The organism is Agrobacterium tumefaciens (assembly GCF_009649785.1).
Lineage (GTDB): Bacteria > Pseudomonadota > Alphaproteobacteria > Rhizobiales > Rhizobiaceae > Agrobacterium > Agrobacterium tumefaciens.
Genome location: NZ_WJOK01000009.1, coordinates 75,574 through 94,353, shown reverse-complemented (window position 1 = coordinate 94,353; position 18,780 = coordinate 75,574). Strand labels below are relative to the sequence as shown.

At 58.2% G+C, this 18,780-nt stretch carries 19 protein-coding genes; 8 read left to right on the top strand and 11 right to left on the bottom strand.

Features of this window, described 5'->3' with window-relative positions:
* Positions 1–4: 4 nt before the first annotated feature.
* The 4 genes from GH784_RS11775 to GH784_RS11760 all read right to left on the bottom strand — a co-directional run bounded on the left by GH784_RS11775 (position 5) and on the right by GH784_RS11760 (position 5,041).
* Positions 5–1,186 carry a glycosyltransferase family protein gene (locus tag GH784_RS11775; protein WP_004431744.1) on the bottom strand — a complete coding sequence of 394 codons (1,182 nt, stop codon included), beginning with the start codon at positions 1,184–1,186 and terminating at the stop codon, positions 5–7.
* 60 nt (positions 1,187–1,246) lie between these two features.
* Positions 1,247–2,038 (bottom strand): endo-1,3-1,4-beta-glycanase ExoK, encoded by a 792-nt coding sequence (gene exoK, locus GH784_RS11770; RefSeq protein WP_004431747.1) that lies wholly within the window; start codon positions 2,036–2,038, stop codon positions 1,247–1,249.
* A gap of 4 nt (positions 2,039–2,042) precedes the next feature.
* Positions 2,043–3,191: an acyltransferase family protein gene (locus GH784_RS11765; RefSeq protein ID WP_004431750.1), complete on the bottom strand. Its 1,149-nt coding sequence runs from the start codon at positions 3,189–3,191 to the stop codon at positions 2,043–2,045.
* A gap of 371 nt (positions 3,192–3,562) precedes the next feature.
* Entirely contained in the window at positions 3,563–5,041 is a 1,479-nt protein-coding gene (locus GH784_RS11760; RefSeq protein ID WP_025595239.1) for a lipopolysaccharide biosynthesis protein, read from the bottom strand.
* 119 nt (positions 5,042–5,160) lie between these two features.
* Here GH784_RS11760 and GH784_RS11755 point away from each other — a divergent pair, with 119 nt between their 5' ends.
* Positions 5,161–6,126 carry a glycosyltransferase family 2 protein gene (locus GH784_RS11755; RefSeq protein WP_004431756.1) on the top strand — a complete coding sequence of 322 codons (966 nt, stop codon included), beginning with the start codon at positions 5,161–5,163 and terminating at the stop codon, positions 6,124–6,126.
* A 51-nt stretch (positions 6,127–6,177) separates the two neighbouring features.
* On the top strand, positions 6,178–7,131 hold the full coding sequence (locus tag GH784_RS11750) for a polysaccharide pyruvyl transferase family protein (protein ID WP_004431759.1): 954 nt from the start codon (positions 6,178–6,180) through the stop codon (positions 7,129–7,131).
* Between the two features lie 192 nt (positions 7,132–7,323).
* Here GH784_RS11750 and GH784_RS11745 read toward each other — a convergent pair whose 3' ends face one another.
* Complete coding sequence (locus GH784_RS11745) at positions 7,324–8,313, bottom strand: glycosyltransferase family 2 protein (protein ID WP_112492814.1); 990 nt, start codon at positions 8,311–8,313, stop codon at positions 7,324–7,326.
* A 111-nt stretch (positions 8,314–8,424) separates the two neighbouring features.
* On the bottom strand, positions 8,425–8,703 hold the full coding sequence (locus GH784_RS11740; protein WP_019566541.1) for an exopolysaccharide production repressor protein: 279 nt from the start codon (positions 8,701–8,703) through the stop codon (positions 8,425–8,427).
* Positions 8,704–9,041: 338 nt separating this feature from the next.
* Here GH784_RS11740 and GH784_RS11735 point away from each other — a divergent pair, with 338 nt between their 5' ends.
* A complete protein-coding gene (locus tag GH784_RS11735) occupies positions 9,042–9,308 on the top strand; it encodes a DUF6074 family protein (RefSeq protein WP_004431768.1) in 267 nt (88 codons plus the stop codon).
* A 73-nt stretch (positions 9,309–9,381) separates the two neighbouring features.
* Here the strand turns inward: GH784_RS11735 and GH784_RS11730 are convergent, their stop codons facing one another.
* Positions 9,382–10,278 carry a tetratricopeptide repeat protein gene (locus tag GH784_RS11730; protein ID WP_004431770.1) on the bottom strand — a complete coding sequence of 299 codons (897 nt, stop codon included), beginning with the start codon at positions 10,276–10,278 and terminating at the stop codon, positions 9,382–9,384.
* 121 nt (positions 10,279–10,399) lie between these two features.
* A complete protein-coding gene (rpsU, locus tag GH784_RS27395; protein ID WP_003498359.1) occupies positions 10,400–10,627 on the bottom strand; it encodes a 30S ribosomal protein S21 in 228 nt (75 codons plus the stop codon).
* 315 nt (positions 10,628–10,942) lie between these two features.
* Between rpsU and GH784_RS11720 the strand changes: the two genes are divergently transcribed.
* From GH784_RS11720 to GH784_RS11700, 5 genes are read left to right on the top strand one after another with little or no spacing between them, the layout of a single operon-like run.
* Positions 10,943–12,196 (top strand): sarcosine oxidase subunit beta family protein, encoded by a 1,254-nt coding sequence (locus GH784_RS11720; RefSeq protein ID WP_004431781.1) that lies wholly within the window; start codon positions 10,943–10,945, stop codon positions 12,194–12,196.
* Positions 12,196–12,606, top strand: coding sequence for a hypothetical protein (locus GH784_RS11715; RefSeq protein ID WP_004431784.1), 411 nt, complete (start codon positions 12,196–12,198; stop codon positions 12,604–12,606). Before GH784_RS11720 ends, GH784_RS11715 begins: the two co-directional genes overlap by 1 nt.
* Positions 12,607–12,619: 13 nt before the next feature.
* Positions 12,620–12,934 (top strand): sarcosine oxidase subunit delta, encoded by a 315-nt coding sequence (locus GH784_RS11710; protein WP_004431787.1) that lies wholly within the window; start codon positions 12,620–12,622, stop codon positions 12,932–12,934.
* Positions 12,931–15,891 carry a sarcosine oxidase subunit alpha gene (locus GH784_RS11705; protein WP_153793425.1) on the top strand — a complete coding sequence of 987 codons (2,961 nt, stop codon included), beginning with the start codon at positions 12,931–12,933 and terminating at the stop codon, positions 15,889–15,891. Before GH784_RS11710 ends, GH784_RS11705 begins: the two co-directional genes overlap by 4 nt.
* Positions 15,884–16,438, top strand: a complete 555-nt coding sequence (locus GH784_RS11700; RefSeq protein WP_004431791.1) for a sarcosine oxidase subunit gamma — start codon at positions 15,884–15,886, stop codon at positions 16,436–16,438. The genes GH784_RS11705 and GH784_RS11700 overlap by 8 nt, the downstream gene beginning before the upstream one ends.
* Here the strand turns inward: GH784_RS11700 and GH784_RS11695 are convergent.
* Genes GH784_RS11695 through GH784_RS11685 form a run of 3 tightly spaced genes read right to left on the bottom strand, consistent with a single transcriptional unit; the run spans position 16,435 to position 18,751 of the window.
* Positions 16,435–17,475: a DUF2332 domain-containing protein gene (locus GH784_RS11695; RefSeq protein ID WP_035199923.1), complete on the bottom strand. Its 1,041-nt coding sequence runs from the start codon at positions 17,473–17,475 to the stop codon at positions 16,435–16,437. The two genes, GH784_RS11700 and GH784_RS11695, sit on opposite strands and share 4 nt — an antisense overlap.
* Positions 17,476–17,503: 28 nt before the next feature.
* Complete coding sequence (locus GH784_RS11690) at positions 17,504–18,226, bottom strand: transporter substrate-binding domain-containing protein (RefSeq protein ID WP_076844613.1); 723 nt, start codon at positions 18,224–18,226, stop codon at positions 17,504–17,506.
* A gap of 36 nt (positions 18,227–18,262) precedes the next feature.
* Positions 18,263–18,751 carry a MaoC family dehydratase gene (locus tag GH784_RS11685; RefSeq protein ID WP_004431798.1) on the bottom strand — a complete coding sequence of 163 codons (489 nt, stop codon included), beginning with the start codon at positions 18,749–18,751 and terminating at the stop codon, positions 18,263–18,265.
* Positions 18,752–18,780: the final 29 nt, after the last annotated feature.

The window sequence follows — 18,780 nt, the reverse complement described above, 5'->3', positions numbered from 1 at the left end:
CGCACTACACGGGTGAAAACGCAGCTTCACGGGCATGGCCGGAAGCGGATTTTGTAAGAGAGGACAATTGCTGGACCAGCTGACGGCAATCGTCGCGGTCGGTCAGCCATTGTTTCTTATCGAGTGCCGAGAGGGCGTCGAAGGCGTCCGTATACGTTTGTGGAGTCATAGTGTTGAAAAGAGCGGCCAGATCATCTGCACCGGCATTTTGCAGAACAAAACCGATATTGCGCTTTTCGATGAAACGAGCCGTTTCCGTGCCTGCAAGTGCAATCGGCAGGGTGCCGTAAAGGCATCCCTCATAGAGCCGATTGGGCAGCAGCCAGCTTGAATTCTGGCCTTCCTCGAAGAAGTCGATCGCCCAGGTGAACTGCACTTCATTATAGATGGTGGCCAGATCTTCAGGGTTTTTGTAGGCCCCGTGGAAATGCACATGCGGCGCGGCAGCCACGAAACCATCGAAATCCGCAAATTCCGAATAGGCCGGCCGGCCGCGCAGGATGATTTCGACCTTGCCATCCATGCGCCTTGCAAAATCGGCGAGGATTTCGAGCGATTTGCGGCAGCGAAGCGCCCCAAACCAGCCGATTTTCCACGGTTCGCCGGGGGCAGGTGGGCGCGGTTGTGGGGTGGCTGCTACAGCGGCATCAAGCGCCAGCACCCTGTTTTCCTGCAACAGCACGGGAAGGTTCAGGCCGGAAACGGGTTTGAAATAATGCTCGACGAAAGCTGGAGAACTCGTCACCAGCAGCTTGGCATCCCGGGCGAAATAGCGCTGGGCCGCATTGAGAAGCTGCCCCGGCTTGCCCTCATTGAGAAGCAGGCGGTGAATGTCGAGACATTCGTAAACCAGTGCCGGCTGGCGGTCGTAAAGCGACATGGCCCGTTTTGCGAGAGCCAGCATTTCCAGGTTTCTGGCAAGAATGACGTCGGGCATGGGGATGCCGCGTAATGTTTTGCCGAGCGAGAGGCTGGCTTTGGCGACGGCTGCCATGCGCTGAAGAAACCGCCCATCGGCGGTTTCTCCGAGAATGACCGGCACCACGCCCTCGATCTCTGCAAGCCGGTTCTGTCCGCGCCGGAAGCCCGCCAGCGTGACCCGCGCGCCGCCCGCAAGCAAGGTCAACACCCGCCGGCGAATGGCGGGGTCCGACAGATCATGCGCGAGATAAAGAACATGGATCATGCATGGGTTCCGGTTGGTTTCATACGTCAAGGACGCCGAGGCTCAGGTTTAAAAAAGCAATCAGTTAAGGGCGCAGGCGATGGATTCGGGAAACTGGCATTTGTCGCCGAGCGCCGTGAAGGCGAAGCGGTCAACAATCATCTGTGTTGCGCCGGAATAGGAAAAGGCACCCATCCAGTCCTTCAACGTGTCGGTTCCCCACAGGCTGAAGAAAATCTTCTGGGCATTCTGCGGAATCTTGGTCTCATCCGTGACTTCGTGAACGAGCTTGCCGTTGACGTAGTAACGCAGGCGCTGAGGCTCCCACACGAAGGCGTAATCGTTGAAGCCAGCATCAGCTCCGCCTTCTACCGGCACCAGTTTCTCATTGCCGCCCTTGGCGGAAATATACTGGTTCAGCTGTACCTTGCCCGTATTCTTGCCCAAAACCTCGAAGTCGATTTCATCATGGGGCTTTTTGTCGGTCGGGCCGATATAGGTGAAGAAGGCGGAGTTCAATCCGGAGCCGGTAGCGGCTTTCATCCGTGCTTCATAGGTGCCGTAGCGATAACGCCCCTTGGTCTGGATTTCACCGCAGGCGAAGTTGCGGTCGCCGGACTTTGCTTCCTCAAAACCAAGCGTCAGCTGGCCGTTTTCCACCGTGGCCAGTTTCTTCGACCAGGTGCAGTTCTGATGCGCACCGTTGTTCCAGCCGTCGGAGACGTACCAGAACGACCGGTCCATCTGATCGAAATTCTCGATGAAGGATGCACCGTTGCCTTCTTGTGCCTGGCTCGGTGTCGTGAAGGGTGTCGCCAGCAGGGCGGCGGCGAGAAGAATGCGTGTCTGAACGCGGGTGACAAATGTTGTCATTGGTTCACCTCTGTCGTTGCGAATAAAGTGTTTCGGATGTGGGCGGGCCGATCATGGAGGCCCGTTTTGCAGCGAATTCGGACGTTGTCTTGCGTTTGCCGTTCCGGCTTCCGGTCAGCACGGCATAGACGGCCGGCAGGTATTTGCGGGTTTGTGCATTGCTCACCACCAGAATGACAAAGGCGGACAGCGTGGCGATGACATAGAAGGCGGGGTAGAAATCGGGTCCGCCCTTGTTCCAGACCATCCACATGATGACGAGCAACGGATAGTGAGCGCAGAATATCCAGAAGCTGAGGCTTCCGGTTTCGGAAAGCCGCTTGCCGAGCCTGCTGCGGATCAAAAGCGCCGACGACGCCCAGAAACCGAGCGCGCCGAAAACAGCGAGCAAATTGCGAGACATGTTCAGCCAGAAGGTAAACTCCGGGCCGGTGAAATAGAGGCCTGTTGCCAGCATGGCCGCAGCGACAAAGGTCAGCGCCATGATCGGGAAGGCGTAGGGATCGAGTGCCTTGACATCGACGCGGTGCAGCGCAAGTGCGATGCCCAGTGAGAAGCTGAACAGGATCGATTTCTTCTGGACTATGAAGATCGTCAGATCAGGCATGGCGGTTATGAAGAGCAGGATAGCGAGCGTTGGCAGCGCAAAGCGGCGCATGAGAAATGCGAGCACCGGCGACAGCAGGATGCAGACGAACAGGTCGCGCAGGAAATAAAGCGGCACGTTTACCGGCAGTTCTTCGAGCGCCGTGCCATGGCTGATGATTTCACGCGGGCTGGCGTTCCAGAGGTCCGGGAAATAACCCACACCAACGTCAAACAGCTGGATAAGCAAAATTGCGGCAAACAACGCGCCATTCCACAGCAGGAAGGGCAGCAGCACCGTTTTCGACTTCGAACGGATCGTCGCCGGATAATCGAACCCGCTCATGCCGCGACGAAACAGCAGATAGCCGGATATCGCGCTGAGACAGGGCACACCGATGCGAAACAGGGCGTCGCCCAGAAAAACACGCAGCCAGTCGAAGAAGCCGTAAAGGCCAAGAAAAGGGCTGGTTTCGGCATCGTGCGGCACATGGACGAACACGATTCCAGAGATCAGCAATATACGCATCAAATTGATACGGGAGGATAGGTTCTGATCGACAGTCACATCAGTCACCCCTATTGGGCGGCGTCCACCCACGCCGCGTTGCAACCAGAGCGAACTTAAGCCCGCACTCGTAAGTCTGGTTTCGACTTTAGGGTAAAATGTGGCGACGCGGGAAAAACACAAGCTTAGATATTGCGGGTGATTGTCTGGCGTTCCGGCATTCCGTGCGACTTTAAAAAATTAAGCAACTGAAAATATTTAATTTTTTCTAGATTTAAGTCGTCACTAAAAATCGCCAAAGGAAGCGATATTATCATTGTACGCGATATTGCACCGCAAAAAAATGGCTTTGCCATGCCGTCACGAAACACATATCCGTGACGGGTGAGACCTGTTAACGGCCGAAATGAGGCGCTTTCGGTTACGAGACACTAACCTTGGGTTGCGTTTTCACGCATTCGCCGCGATTTGACCATCCCGAGGATTTTTCCAAGCAGGGCGCGTTCGGTCAGCAAAATCAGCGCCGCATAGATGACGCCGCCGACTGCGGCGCCAACGAGCACCTGAAGCGTTGCGCTGGGGATGCGTTCGGCAATGATGTGAAGCAGGTAACGCACCGAAACGGCCATGACCAGCGCTGCAATCATCGGTCTGCTGCTGACATAGAGGCCGCTGAGAAAGGGTGTATCGCTTGCCTTGAACACCGCCCATGAGTAGGCAACCAGCGTCACCGCATTGACGATGCAGAGCCAAATCATCGCGTCGATCAGGCTGCCGTAGACGGCTGCAGCCCAGACGGCAACTGTGGTGACGATGGCGCGGATCGTGGCCGACCAGAACAGAACACGCCCATAGCCGGCACCCTTGAGATAGGGGATAAAGGTGCTGCATGGGGTCAGAATGGCTTTCGAGAGGGCAAGGAGACCGAGAACCGGCCAGGCATAAGCCCAGTTCTGCCCGAAAATCACCAGCATGGCCGGTTCGGCCACCGCCCAGAGGCCGAACATCATCGGCGCAAGCAGGACGGTCAGAACCTGCGTGCTGAACATCAGGGCATCACGCCGGCGCTGCGGATCGTCCATCATACGGCTGAAGGCGGGAAACAGCACGCCCATGACGGCCGACAGCACGACCTGATTGGGAATGCTGGCAAAACGGTTGGAGGCGGAATAGGCGCCCGCATCGGCAAGGCCGAGATGCCGGGCGATCACCACCATCGGCGACTGGAAGGTGACGAAATTGGCGATTTCCGATCCCATCAGGCCGGAGCTGAAACCGAGAAGCGGCACCAGACGGCGCGGTTTCATGACGAAACGCGGGCAATAGCGGGAAACGGCATATAGCCCGACAAGCCTGATGAGTGCGGCGGCGAAAAGCTGGATGATGAGCGCCCAGACGCCGAAGCCGAGAAGCGCCATAGCCACGGCGACAACCGCCGCGATGCTTTCAGACGCCATGCTCCACAGCGCATCCTGGCTGAAGTTCATGCGCCGGGCAAGCAGTGAATAGGCGACATCACCCGCAAGTTGCAACGGAATGAGAAAGGCCATGATACGCAGCAGATAGGCACTTTCCACCGCACCCAGAAGCCCACCGAAGAACTCCGCGAAAATGTAGAGCGCAGCGGCCATGGTGCAGGAAATCGCCAGATTTGCCCAGAAAACGGTATGGATTGTATCCATATCCTCTTCTTTCTCGACGATCAGCGCCGAGGTCAGCCCCGCTCCGGCTATCATGGTCAGGAATTGTACAACCGTTAAGCCGACTGCAACCACACCAAATTCTTCCGGTGTCAGCAGTCGTGCAAGAATGGGAACGGTGACAAATTTAAGCCCGAATGTCCCTGTCTTAGACAAGACGCTCCAGCCGACATTCGTGGTGATGGTCTTTACATTTGGAGCTGGGGGCATACAAGCATCCTGTTTCTGGAGGCCGGCGGGGAGGAACGCCGGTGGGGAGTTGCCGATACCATCGGGGCCGCTTTTAGGATCGGGCCCGACACTTCTTGATCAACGCAAGGGGCGAAACAATGGCAAGATTTACTGTCGTCATTCCCTATTACCAAAAGCAGCACGGAATTCTTGGACGTGCGCTCGCATCGGTTTTTGCGCAGACTTACCAGGATTTCGATCTTGTCATCGTCGATGACGAATCGCCATATCCGATAGACAATGAGCTTGCAGAACTTTCGCAAGCGCAGAAAGAGCGGATTCTCGTCATTAAGCAGGCCAATGGCGGGCCGGGTGGTGCGCGCAATACCGGTCTCGACCACGTTCCTGCTGGCAGCGATTACGTCGCATTTCTTGACTCGGACGACATCTGGACGCCCGATCATCTCCAGAATGCGGCCTTCGCGCTGAAGACATTTGGCGGTGAGTGCTATTGGGCATCCATGCAGGCAAGTGACGAATTTTATTATCATTTCGCCATTTCCGAGCTGGAGAAGAACGAGGGCGCCGCAAGGCTTTCCGAGCGGCCTCTGGTGATCGAGCTGCCGGATCTGGCGAGCGTGATGCTGCGCAACTGGAGCTTCTTGCATCTCTCCTGCATGGTGATCGGCCGCCCGCTTTTTGAAAAGATACGCTTCGATCCGGCGCTCCGGCTTGCGGCGGAAGATGTGCTGTTTTTCTGCGATTCCATCCTCGCATCCAAGCGCACGCTTCTGTGTGACGATGCCGGTGCCATGCGCGGAATGGGCGTCAATATCTTCCACAGCATCGACAATACCTCGCCGGAATTCCTGCGCCAGCAGTTCAATACCTGGGTTGCGCTCGATACGCTGGAGGGGCGATTTTCGCGGCGGCCGGACGATGTGGCCTCGATCGCTTCCTATAAAAATACGGCGCGCAAACAGGCGCTCTGGAGCCAGGCGGGCAATCTGAAACGGCGCAAGGTGCCCGAATTCGGACTGCTGCTGAAGTGGGCGATGCGCGATCCGGCACTCCTGCGAGCGGCTTTTGAGCTCGGCGCAGGCAAAATAGTGCGGACAAGATGATCGAATTCTTGCCTGCAAGAATTTATATGTTTTTCACCCAGGAGTGACTTCATGAAACCTTACCACTGGGAATCGCATCACGGAAATTTTGGCGACGATCTCAATCTGTGGCTGTGGGACTTTCTGCTGCCCGGGCTGCGGGACGTGCATGACGATGTGATGCTCGTCGGTGTCGGCACGGTTCTCAATGATACATTGTTGCCCGCAAAGCAGCGCAAGCTTGTGATCGGCAGCGGTTATGGCTACGGCGCGGTGCCGGATACAAGCACCGGATTTTGGGACATTCGCTGCGTGCGCGGCGAAAAAACCGCAGCCAAATTGGGACTTTCTCCCGAAAAGGGCATTGTCGATCCCGCCGTGATGGTGACCGAGATGCCGGAGTTCAAAGGCCTGCAGAAACTCTACAAGAAAACCTTTGTTCCCCATTGGGAATCGGCGGAATTCGGCATGTGGGAAACGGTTTGCGAACCGGCGGGACTGACCTATCTCGACCCGCGCGGCGAGGCGATGTCGGTCATCCGCGCCATCGCCCAATCTGAATTTATCGTGGCCGAATCCATGCATGGCGCCATTCTTGCCGATGCGTTCCGCGTGCCATGGGTGGCGGTGAGCACATCTCCCTCGATCAACAGTTTCAAGTGGAGCGATTGGGCAGGCACGGTCGGTGTGGAGTATCAGCCGCGTTACGTGCCAGTCTCCACCCGCGCCGAGGCGGCGAAAAAGGGATCGCGTTTCTGGGGTATGAGCTTCCCGCCGCCGCCAGCCCCCGTCATTGCCGAGGCTGGATCCGGTCCGGCGCATGAGGGCGATGTGCTGGTGCGGCCGCAGGCAAGCCAATCCCTGTCGCTGCGCAAACTGGCCAAGCAAGTGCTGGCAGCACCTTCCACGCTGGCGCTCTGGCAGGCAAGCCGTGCCGAACCGCGTCTCAGCCCGGATGGCAGGCTGGAGGAACGCAAGGAGCGTTTTTCCGCTGTTCTGGAAACGGTCAAACGCGATTATCTCTGAAGGCGGGTTGCCTCAGCAATTCCGGACACAGTCACCCCGGCCTGGGTCCGGGGTCCAGCGCGCTCAAGTCCTTGATCGCAAAAGACTCTCTTCATGGCGCAGACGCGCCATGACTGGATGCCGGATCTAGTGCGGCATGACGAATGAGAGAATATCGAACTTGCCATCATCCTCGCCGCTGGAGGTTTTGCCTCAGGAAACCGGCGTACCGTCCAGCAGATAACGAATATCCCGAACCGGCGCCGGTTTGCGAAAACGGGCGGTCTTGTCGGTCCAGATGCCGCGCGTGATGGCCGGCAGGGCAGGCAGGCGCGCAAGAGCGTGGCTCAACGCGCCGCCCATCCCTTTCTGCTTTTTCGCATCGAGAAAATGGCGAAGCTCGAATTTCGCGCGGATGTGCTTTTCGTGCTCGAGCAGGATCGCCGTCTCGCTGGCCGACAGCTTGCAGCTGGTGAGAATGTCCCGGTCCGCTTCGTATAAACGGCGAAGATCTTCCGTGCTGTGACGGCCGCTCAACGAATTGCCGCGGACAATCGCCCCGTAACCGCAATGACGGATGACCTTGTAACGGGCACCGGCGGCAAGCGCGCGGGTATAAAGTTCGTAGTCTTCGCCGAGACGCAGGCGCTCGTCGTAACGCAACGCATGTTTGTCCAGAAAGGCGCGGCGGATCACCGGTTTCAGAAAGCCGGTTTCCCCGCGTTCCACGCCGGGTCTGGAAATATTGCCTTCCACGAACTCCGTCAGCGACAGAAACCGGGCCTGTGGTTCGAAGCGGGCCGGCTGCATGGACGACGCACCCGGAACCGATTGCTGGATGAAGGCGATATTGTCGGCCACCAGATCCCAGTCGTCATTTTCCAGCATGGCGGCAAAACGGCCTCTGAAAAAAAAGTCGTCCGCATCGAGAATGCTGATGAGCGGTGCGGATGAAATCGAGATCGCATGATTGCGGGCGGCCGAAGGGCCACGATTGACGTCGAATCGCACGACCCGCAAACGGCCGGTACCGTCATCCGCCGCATGTGCGACATCGCTGGTCGTATCGGTGGAGCCATCGTCGATCACCATGACTTCGGCGACCTCCGGCTCCACAAGGGCGGAGCGGATGGCGATATCTATCGTATCAGATGCATTTTTCGCAGCGATGATGACGCAAATGGGCTGTGAACCGCTCACCATGTGTTGTCCTTCTGCTGTGACGAACCGTCAGGATTTGGTCAGCAGAAAGTGTCAGGGGTGTGGATGCAAGTGATTTTTTTTGCGGCGCAATAAAAGAATGTGCGTGAGAGGTCACATATCGGTCAGCTTCGCGCCATGTGGCGGGGCGCTGCTTACCGTGTCCGGCGTCATGATCTCGGCGCTGCGATCAAGCGCGAAGGTTTCGCGCATCCGGCGTTTCTCCCGGGCGACCAGAACCAGAAGTGCAATAAAATAACCGGTTTGCAGAATGACGGCGCAGATGAGGGTCTGGATGAACGCCGTATAGAACGACCCGTGGATGAAATATGTAGCGACCGCAAAGGCAAGCAATGCACCAATCATGCTGAAAAATACACGAGGTGCATACATGGTGCTCTCCTCCCGAGAACGATTTCTCCGTTTTTGGCTGCGCTGCGGCATTTTTTTTCTTTGCAAGAATATACGATGAGACCGGTGTTGTTTCAACACACATATACTTCTTCTATCTCCCACGGCATGAAATTTCGGTAATCTTGATTGGTAAATTCCTTGGTAATCGGCGATTTGCGCGAATCGGTGTCCTCCGGCAGCGCAGATTCTTGCGTCTGACAGGCTGCAGAACCCGTCCCTGCAAGGCGTTAGCGGCCTTCTCTCCTGCGTAGCAGACTTCGTTAACCATCCAGCCTTTAAAAAGTCGGTATTGATTCCTCGAAGAGCAAGGTGCCCGCGTGACGACGAATTCGGAAGTAATCGCCTTTCCGGCAAAGAACCGTATTGCCAACGTAAAACGGTGCGCAACCATGCTCGACCGGCTGCATGGTGTGGAGGCGAATGATTTCTGGCGCAGGGAGTGCCGTGAACTGGCCGCCTATCTGACGGGCCTCGGCTATGAGGACGCCGCCATGCGGCGCGAGGTCATGGAGTTTCAAAATGCGGTGCAGGCGGAGTTGTGGGCGGGGGATGCCACGCCCGAGGCGCGCCGCGACAGCCATTGAGGCCTTAAAAGTTTCCCATAAAAAAGCCGGCAGGTGTCGCACCGCCGGCTTTTCTGTTCGTATCTGTTTTTGATCAGGATGCGCCGGCACCGCGCGTGCGGGCAATGCCGTCGAGCGCCGGCTTATATTTCGGATCAAGCCGTGCCGCATGTGAATAGGACTTTGCGGCTTTCGCCATCTCGCCGCGGCGTTCATAGACCAGTGCCTGGTTGGCCCATGATTCTGCGACGTTGCCATCAAGCGAAATGGCGTGGTTGAAATCGGCGAAAGCGTTTTCGTCGTCGTTCAGCGCTACATAGGAAAGGCCACGGCCGTTATAGGGTTCCGGCGAGGTTGAAGACAGCGAGATGGCCTTGGAGAAGTCCTCGATGGCCTGGGCATGCTGGTTACGCAGCTGGTAGATCAGGCCACGATTGTGCCACGCGCGGCCATCGGTGGTTTCGAGTTCGATGGCGCGGGAGAAGTCGTTGAAAGCTTCGTTGACGCGGCCGGACTGGCGGTAAAGATTGCCACGGCCGATCAGGGCTACGTCATAGCTCGCATTGATCTGCAAAGCGGCGTTGTAATCCTGCAAGGCCTGCTGCTGCTGGCCGGAATTGCGGTAGACGAGGGCGCGGTTGGCGTAGGCCTGATAAAAGCGCGGGTTCAGTTGCAGCGCCTTGTTGAAATCCTCGATAGCGCGGCGCGAATCGCCGGCGCGGCCGTAAGCGGAGCCACGGACGTTATAGCCTTCCGGATCCTGCGGATTGGCGTTGATGACCGAGGTGAGCGAGGCAATGTTTTCCTGCGAGCCCTGGGCACGGTCGATCCTGAAGACATCGTCAGTCTGGTTGGACGTAGCGCAGCCGGAAAGACCGGCAAGGACGGTACAGACGACAAGGGAAACACGGAATCTCTTGTTGTTTTTCAGGAGCACCCGGCGCGTGGAGGCATCGGAGTTTTTCACAACACAGGCATCAACAGCGGTCATTCGGTGGGGGTTCCCTCGCAGGCCGGTCTCAAGATCATTCTCCGGCCACAAACACAAAGAGCGGCGGCGAATTGATCGCCCCCGCCCAACAAGCATTCAAAAACGTCCAAAAGACGGCCTATTAACGGCCTGCGCGCGGAGCTGCAACCAGACCTTCGCGCTGTGCGCGCTTGCGTGCCAGCTTGCGAACGCGACGAACAGCTTCAGCCTTTTCGCGGGCGCGCTTCTGGGAAGGCTTTTCGTAATAATCACGCATTTTCATTTCACGGAAAATGCCTTCGCGCTGCATCTTTTTCTTGAGAGCGCGAAGCGCCTGATCAACGTTATTGTCGCGGACTAGTACCTGCACGTGAAACCCGTTCCTTTTGTTTGGTTGTCTTGCTGTGAGAATAAAGGCATTCGCACGCAAATAAAATCGTTCGTTCGGCCGTCGAGCCTAGCGATTGGTGACGTGCAATATCAGAACATTTGCAGCAAGTCCATACGGTACCGCATATTCAACAGCCAAAATCCAGCTATCCCGGCATTCTGCCTGCAATGTCGAAACAAAAGCATTGCGGCGTCGCAAAATGGATATTGCCTCCGATGCCGATTTGCCATGTGTATAATATGTGCCGGAGCTATGCTTTCGGCTTCTGGCCGGTTCTTGAGGAGCAGACTGCGAATGCGCAAATATTCCGTTTTTGCCGTGGCGCGCGAGGCGTTGCGGGGTCATAAGGGGTGGGATGCGCAATGGGCGTCACCCGAGCCGCGCAAGGAATATGACGTCATCATCATCGGTGGCGGCGGCCACGGTCTTGGGGCCGCCTATTATCTTGCCAAGGAACACGGCATTACCAATATAGCGGTGCTGGAAAAGGGCTGGCTAGGCGGCGGCAATACCGGCCGCAACACCACCATCATCCGCTCCAATTATCTCTATGAAGAGAGCATGGATATTTACGAGCATTCCCTGAAATTATGGGAAGGCCTGAGCCAGGATCTCAATTATAACGTAATGTATTCGGCGCGCGGCGTTATGATGCTGTCGCACAACATTCACGACCAGCAGTCCTTCAAGCGCCATATCAATGCCAACCGTCTCTATGGAATAGACAATGAATGGCTGACGCCGGAACAGGCCAAGGCCTATTGCCCGCCGCTCGAGATTTCCGGCAATGCGCGTTATCCGATCAACGGTGCTGCTCTCCAGCGGCGCGGCGGCACGGCGCGTCACGATGCGGTGGCCTGGGGATATGCGCGTGCGGCTTCCGATCGCGGCGTGCACATCATCCAAAATTGCGAAGTCACGGCCATCAGGCGCGGACCTGATGGCGCGGTCACGGGCGTCGAGACCAATCGCGGTTTCATTGGCGCAAAGAAAATCGGCGTTTCCGCCGCCGGCCACTCCTCCGTTCTGATGAAAATGGCGGATGTGCGTGTGCCTCTGCATTCCAACCCGTTGCAGGCGCTGGTATCAGAGCCGCTGAAGCCGATCTTCCCCTGTGTCGTCATGTCCAATACGGTGCATGCCTATATCTCCCAGTCGGACAAGGGCGAGCTGGTCATCGGTGCTGGCACCGACCAGTATAATTCCTACTCCCAGACTGGCGGCCTGCAGATCATCACGCATACGCTTGACGCCATCTGCGAGCTGTTCCCGATTTTCCGCCGCGTCAAGATGATGCGCCAATGGGGCGGCATTACCGACAACACACCCGATCGCTCCGCCATTCAGAGTGTGACGCCGGTGCCAAATCTCTTTGTCAATTGCGGCTGGGGCACGGGCGGTTTCAAGGCGACGCCGGGCTCGGCCAATCTGTTTGCGCATCTCATCGCGCGCGGCGAACCGCACCGTCTGGCGGCGGGGCTGACGCTCGATCGTTTCCGCACCGGACGCCTCATCGACGAGGCCGCTGCCGCCGCCGTGGCGCACTGATGCTGGCGGCGGTTATGCTTTCGGCAAACATGGGTGTTGCGGCGGCGGTCGTGCCGGCGGGCAATCTCATCCCCGAGATGGGGGATTTTCGTAGCCAGAAAATCCAGAGAATGCAGGGTGAACGCGACTGGCCTTTCGTGGCGGAAAAAGGCCTTTTGCTCTGCGCGCCGAGTCTGGCGGACAAGCTGGTCTATTTCGTCGGCGAGAAGGAAAATGGTGCGCAGGACGAGCCCTTCGCGATCGACACCGACATGATGGCGGTTGCCATCATCAATATGGGTCGGGCCTCGGCGCTGAAACCATTCGATAATTTCGAGCAGCTCTTGAAGCGGCTTTCCCCCTTCGTTGCGATGGGAAAGCGGCTGTGTGACCAACCCGCCGGAAGCATGCTTCCGGAAAGTTCTCTTTGAAGGTGGAGCCACGATGCTTCTGATCCATTGCCCTTATTGCCGGGAAGACCGTTCCGAACTCGAATTTCGCTGGGCGGGCGAAGCCCATATCGCCCGGCCGGAAAACATTGCCGATATTTCGGACGAGGCCTTTGCCGAATATTTCTTCATTCGCGACAATGACAAAGGCCTCGTTTTCGAGCGCTGGCGCCACATTCACGGTTGCGGCCGCTTTTTCAACGCCGCCCGCGATTCCGTCAGCGATAAATTCCTGATGACCTACAAGGCAGGCGAGCCGAAACCGGATGCCGACGCGGTTCTTTCCGCCCAAAAGGGAGCTGCGCAATGAGCGGCGATTATCGTATCAAGGGCGCCGGTCGCCTGACACCTGCCAGAGCGGCACGCTTCACCTTCGACGGCAAGATCTATCAGGCGCTGGAAGGCGACACGGTTGCATCCGCACTTCTAGCGAATGGCGTGCATCTGATTGGCCGTTCGTTCAAATATCACCGCCCGCGTGGTTTCCTTTCCGCCGGCCCGGAGGAGCCGAATGCGCTGATCGACGTATCGCGTGACAGCCTGCGCAAGCAGCCGAATGTGCGCGCCACGGTGCAGGATGTGTTCGATGGCGCTATCATCGCCTCGCAGAACCGCTTTCCGTCGCTGTCCTTCGATATCAGTGCGATCAACGATTTCCTGTCGCCGATGTTTGCGGCTGGTTTCTACTATAAGACCTTCATGTGGCCGAAGGCCGCGTGGCACAAGATTTATGAACCGATCATCCGTCGCGCAGCCGGTCTCGGCAAGGCGCCGACCGAGCCGGATGCGGATCATTATTCCGGCCGTTATGCCCATTGCGACGTGCTGGTGGCCGGTGGCGGTGTGGCCGGGCTGACAGCGGCGCTCGCCGCTGCAAAAACTGGCGCCAGCGTCATTCTGGTTGATGAGAATGCCGAAGTTGGCGGCGCGCTGCGTTTTGATACCGGTGCGGTCATCGACGGCCTGTCCGGATATGACTGGGCGCAAAAAGTTTTCACTGAACTGAAATCGCTGCCCAATGTGCGTGTTCTGACCCGCACGACAGCGTTCGGTTATTACAACCACAATTTCGTGGCGCTGGCCGAGCGTGTGACCGATCACCTCGCCACGCCGGCCAAACACCAGCCACGTGAAAGACTGTGGCAGGTCCGCTCCAAGAAGGTCGTTCTGGCGGCAGGCGCGATCGAGCGGCACATGGTCTTTGCCAATAATGATCGTCCCGGCATCATGCTGGCTTCTGCTGCGCGCATCTATCTGAACCATTACGGCGTGACCGTCGGCAATAATGTCGGTGTCTACACAGCCCATGATTCTGCCTATGAGACGGCATTCGATCTCAAGAAAGCGGGTGTGAAGATCGCCGCTATCGTGGATTGCCGCGAGAACCCCGATCGGCGGCTGCTGGACGAGGCGCGGGCGCTGGGCATCGAGGTACTGGCGGGTCACAGTGTTTACGATACGTCAGGGCGGCTGCGCGTTTCTTCCATGAGCGTTGGCCGCAATGGCGGCTCTAACAAGCGCAAGATCGCCATCGACGCGCTCGTCGTTTCGGCGGGCTGGACGCCTTCGGTGCATCTCTTCTCGCAATCGCGCGGCAAGCTGAAGTTTGACGCGGCAAACCAGCGGTTCCTGCCTGACATCCATGTGCAGAATTGTGTGTCAGTCGGCGCCTGCAACGGCACGGACGATCTCGCCGCATTGATCGCCGAGGCTGCTGCCGCAGGTGGCGGTGCAGCGGAATTCTCCGGTGAGAATGCGCGCGCCTGGACCGGCGGCATGATCGGCGCTGCGGAAGGGGCAGGCGAAGGCACCGGCGTCAAGGCCTTCATCGATTTCCAGCACGATGTCTGCGCCAAGGATATTCGCCTGGCCGTGCGTGAAGGCATGCATTCGGTCGAGCATATCAAGCGCTTCACCACCAATGGCATGGCGTCCGATCAGGGCAAGATGTCCAACATGCATGGCCTTGCCATTGCCTCGGAAGCGCTTGGGCGGGATCTGCCGAAGGTCGGTCTCACCACTTTCCGCCAACCCTATACGCCGGTCACCTTCGGCACGCTCATCAACCATTCGCGCGGTGCGCTGTTCGACCCGACCCGAAAGACGCCGATGCATGACGAAGAGGCTGCGGCAGGCGCCCTTTTCGAGGATGTCGGCAACTGGAAGCGCGCATGGTTCTTCCCGCGCGGCGGTGAGGATATGCACGAGGCGCTCAACCGCGAATGCAAGACGGTGCGGACAAGCGTCGGCGTGTTCGATGCCTCCACGCTCGGCAAGATCGAGGTGGTCGGCCCCGATGCGGCTAAGTTCCTGAACCTCATCTACACAAATGCCTGGGACACACTGAAACCCGGCCGTTGCCGCTATGGCATCATGACGCGCGAGGACGGTTTCGTTTACGATGACGGTGTTGTCGGTCGTCTTTCCGAGGACCGTTTCCATGTGACGACGACGACGGGCGGCGCACCGCGCGTTCTCCAGCACATGGAGGATTATCTCCAGACCGAATTCCCCGAGCTGAATGTCTGGCTGACATCGGCGACCGAACAATGGGCGGTGATTGCGGTGCAGGGACCGAAAGCGCGCGAGGTGATCGCGCCTTTCGTCGAGGGTATCGATATTTCGCCCGAAGCCTTCCCGCATATGGCGGTCGCGGAAGGCACCTTCTGCGGTGTGCCCACGCGTCTCTTCCGTGTATCATTCACGGGTGAGCTTGGTTTCGAAATCAACGTTCCGGCCGATTACGGCGCTGCCGTCTGGACCGCGATCCGTGAACGGGCCGAAGCGGTGGGCGGATGCCTTTATGGCACCGAGACCATGCACATCCTGCGTGCCGAAAAGGGTTACATCATCGTCGGACAGGATACCGACGGCACCGTGACGCCTGACGATGCCGGGCTTGCCTGGGCCGTTTCCAAGAAGAAGACGGATTTCGTCGGTATTCGCGGTCTGAAACGCCCGGATCTCATGCGCTCCGGTCGAAAGCAGCTTGTGGGCCTCAAGACGAAGGACCGGCTGACTGTTCCCGAAGAGGGTGGCCAGATCGTTGCTGATCCAAACCAGCCGAAACCCATGACCATGCTCGGCCATGTCACTTCCGCCTACTGGTCGGAAAATCTCGGCCACTCCATCGCCTTTGCGCTGGTGGCGGATGGCAGGGCGCGCATGGGCGAAACGCTCTACATCCCGCTTGCCGATAAAACAATTGCCGTCGAAGTGACCGACATGGTCTTCCTCGACAAGGAAGGAGCCCGTCTCAATGGCTGACACACTTCACGCAAAACGCAAATCCGTACTCGAGGATTTCCACGGTGGTTCGCCCTTCGTCTCGCTGAAGCCCGCCGCCTCGGCGTCGCGGCTGTCGCTGCGCGCAAGGGAAAGCGCACTGCCGGCCCTCTCGGATGCACTCGGCCTGTTATTGCCCAACAGCCCGAAAAGCTCTGTCACATCGGGTTTGCGCTCCGCTCTCTGGCTTGGTCCGGACGAATGGCTGGTGATCGATCAGGGCGAAAGCGACCTGATGGCGGCGCTCGCCACCGTTCCCGGCCTGTTTTCGGCGACCGACGTTTCCCACCGCAACACGGCTGTCATCGTTTCCGGCCCCGGCGCGGAGGTAGCCCTGAACGCCGGTTGCCCGCAGGATCTGTCTATCGCACAGTTCCCGATCGGCGCCTGCTCGCGAACGGTTTTCGGCAAGGCGGAAGTGGTGCTGCTGCGCGTGGCTGACGATACGTTCCGGGTAGAGTGCTGGCGCTCCTTCGCCGAATATGTCGGCGGCCTGTTGCAGGAAGCGGCGCAGGATGTGGCGGTCTAGCTTTTCCACCCCTGCCATTCCACCCATCGCCCATGGAAATCGGCGCGGCCGATTTCCTGTTTCTTACCGGTCGGCCAGATTTGCAGGGTGATTGCGGCGCTTCCCGGCGTCGTATCTGCCTCCATCTGCAGGCGGGCAAGCGGAGCCTCAGGGGTGGCACGGCTTCCAGCCTCGGCGATCAGCGTTTCGCCGGCCTCTTTCAGCGCATCGGGAAGATATTGCCAGGCGACAGAATGGTAGACCACATGGGCAGCGCCCGAATGTTGCGCGGCAAGGCGGCGTTGCAGCCAGTCAATTGCGTCAGCCTTTTCAACGTGCAAGCCGTTCTCCACCGCAATACGCAGGGCGGCCGCCGTGCGCTCCAGCCTGTCGGTCTGATCGGCCCAGACATATGACATCAGCCGCAACCGGTCCTCGGCAGACGACGGATCGAGTGGGTTAAGATCGCAGCCGGCGCGCTCGATGACCTCTATCCGCTTGTCGGGCGGGGTGTCTCCGCGCCATTCCGGCGACATGGACACTTCGGATTGCCTGCCCCAGGCAAGATCGCCAAGACGATACTGGTAGCGGTCAAATTGCAGGTTCAGACCGGCGCTGGCGCCGACCTCTGAAAGGACCATCGGCTTGCCAAAAAGCTCCGCAATGGAAAGAAAACCCGGCAGCAGCACAGCGGAACGGCGGACTTCGTTGGTCTGCGGCGGCGATTTCAGTCTTTCGAGGATGAAGCCCGAATGGAAGCGCAAGGCACTTGCGCAAGCCTGCCAGAGCGCATTCTCGTCTTCGGGTGCTATATCGACAAGAGGAGTGATCTTGTCCTCGATGACAAGCGCATGCAGGGCACCGGCAAGCCGCAGTGGGACGGAATCGCCGGACGGGCCGACATCGCCAGGCCAGGACAAAATCATCTCGCCAACGTCCGTCTGGCGATCCAGCCGCGCCGCCACCGCGCGGCAAAGCCGTGCGGTAAAGGGCGAACCGAGGCTGTCGCAGGCTCTTGCCTGTGCGAGAAACGCGTCTCTTACGGCTTCATCATGCATTGGGCCGTCTCCTTTGCGCAGTCTGGCGTTACTTTGCCAGACTGGCCTCGCGGTTGACGAGGGCTTGATCATCAAAACCAAAATTGCGCATCAGCACACGGTGCTCGTCTGATCCGATATAACAAAGGAGCGCCGCATCGACCGCGCTCTGGAGTTCCCGGTCGGATTGGCGGAAAGCAAATGCGCCTGAGGCTGCTGGTCTCTCTTTCGGTAAAACGGAGACAACTTCCAAATCGAGCTCTGGATTTTGCTGCATAAAACCGAGATGGGCCATGGCCACGCTGGCATAGGCGTCGGCACGCCCATCCAATACGGCCTGAGCGGCCTCGTCGTAGGTCTCGCAAATGAGAATGCGGTCATCGGGCACGCCCGCTTCCATAATTGCGCGATGTTGGATCTGATCACGGATCGCGACCAGCGTACATTCCGGATTTTTTGCTGCCGATGCGTATCCGTCCAGATCTCTGAGGTTGCCCTTCCTCACCAACAGTCCATCAGGCAACGCCCAGATGGGATGGCTGAACGTCACGATCTTTCTGCGTTCAGCGGTATCGAAGAGGCCAGTAGTCATATCCCAAAGGTTTTCGTTCAGCCCAGGCAACAATTGCGAGAATTCGGCTTCGATGAATTCAATGTCATGAATACCGATCATGGCTAGAATGACTCGCGCCAACTCCACATCGCACCCGGTCACATCGCCGCATTCGTTCCTGTAGTTGAACGGAGGTTCTATCAAATATGCGAATCTCACAGACACTCCGATCTCAAATTGGGATTTACTTCGCCATCAGGCGTCTTGCGGCCTGTCCTCGGGGTTGAACTGGGTGATGGTTGTCCAGCGGGCAGTGAGCGCCGGTTTTTTCTCGTTTTCTATCTCCACCGTAACATCATAGGTCGTCACCAGCATGGCGGCGCCGCGAAACCGCGCCTCGGCCAAAGTGAAACGGCCACGCACCCGTGCTCCGCTTTTGACCGGCGTGACGAAGCGGACGGCGTCAAAGCCGTAGTTGATGCCCATGGTCGTTTCGCGAATGCGGGGCAGGGCATCGTAATTCAGAGCCGAAAGCAGCGAGAGCGTCAGGAACCCATGCGCGATGGTGCCGCCAAAGGGGCTTTCCGCCTTGGCGCGTTCCGGGTCGGTGTGGATGAACTGTTCGTCCAGCGTCGCTTTTGCGAAGGCGTCGATCATTGTCTGGTCGACGGTGATCCAGTCGGAAACGCCCAGCTCCGTGCCGACGAAATTTTTCATTTCCGCCAGCGCTATTTCCTTTGCCATGTTACCTCTTCTCGATTGCCTTTCGGAAC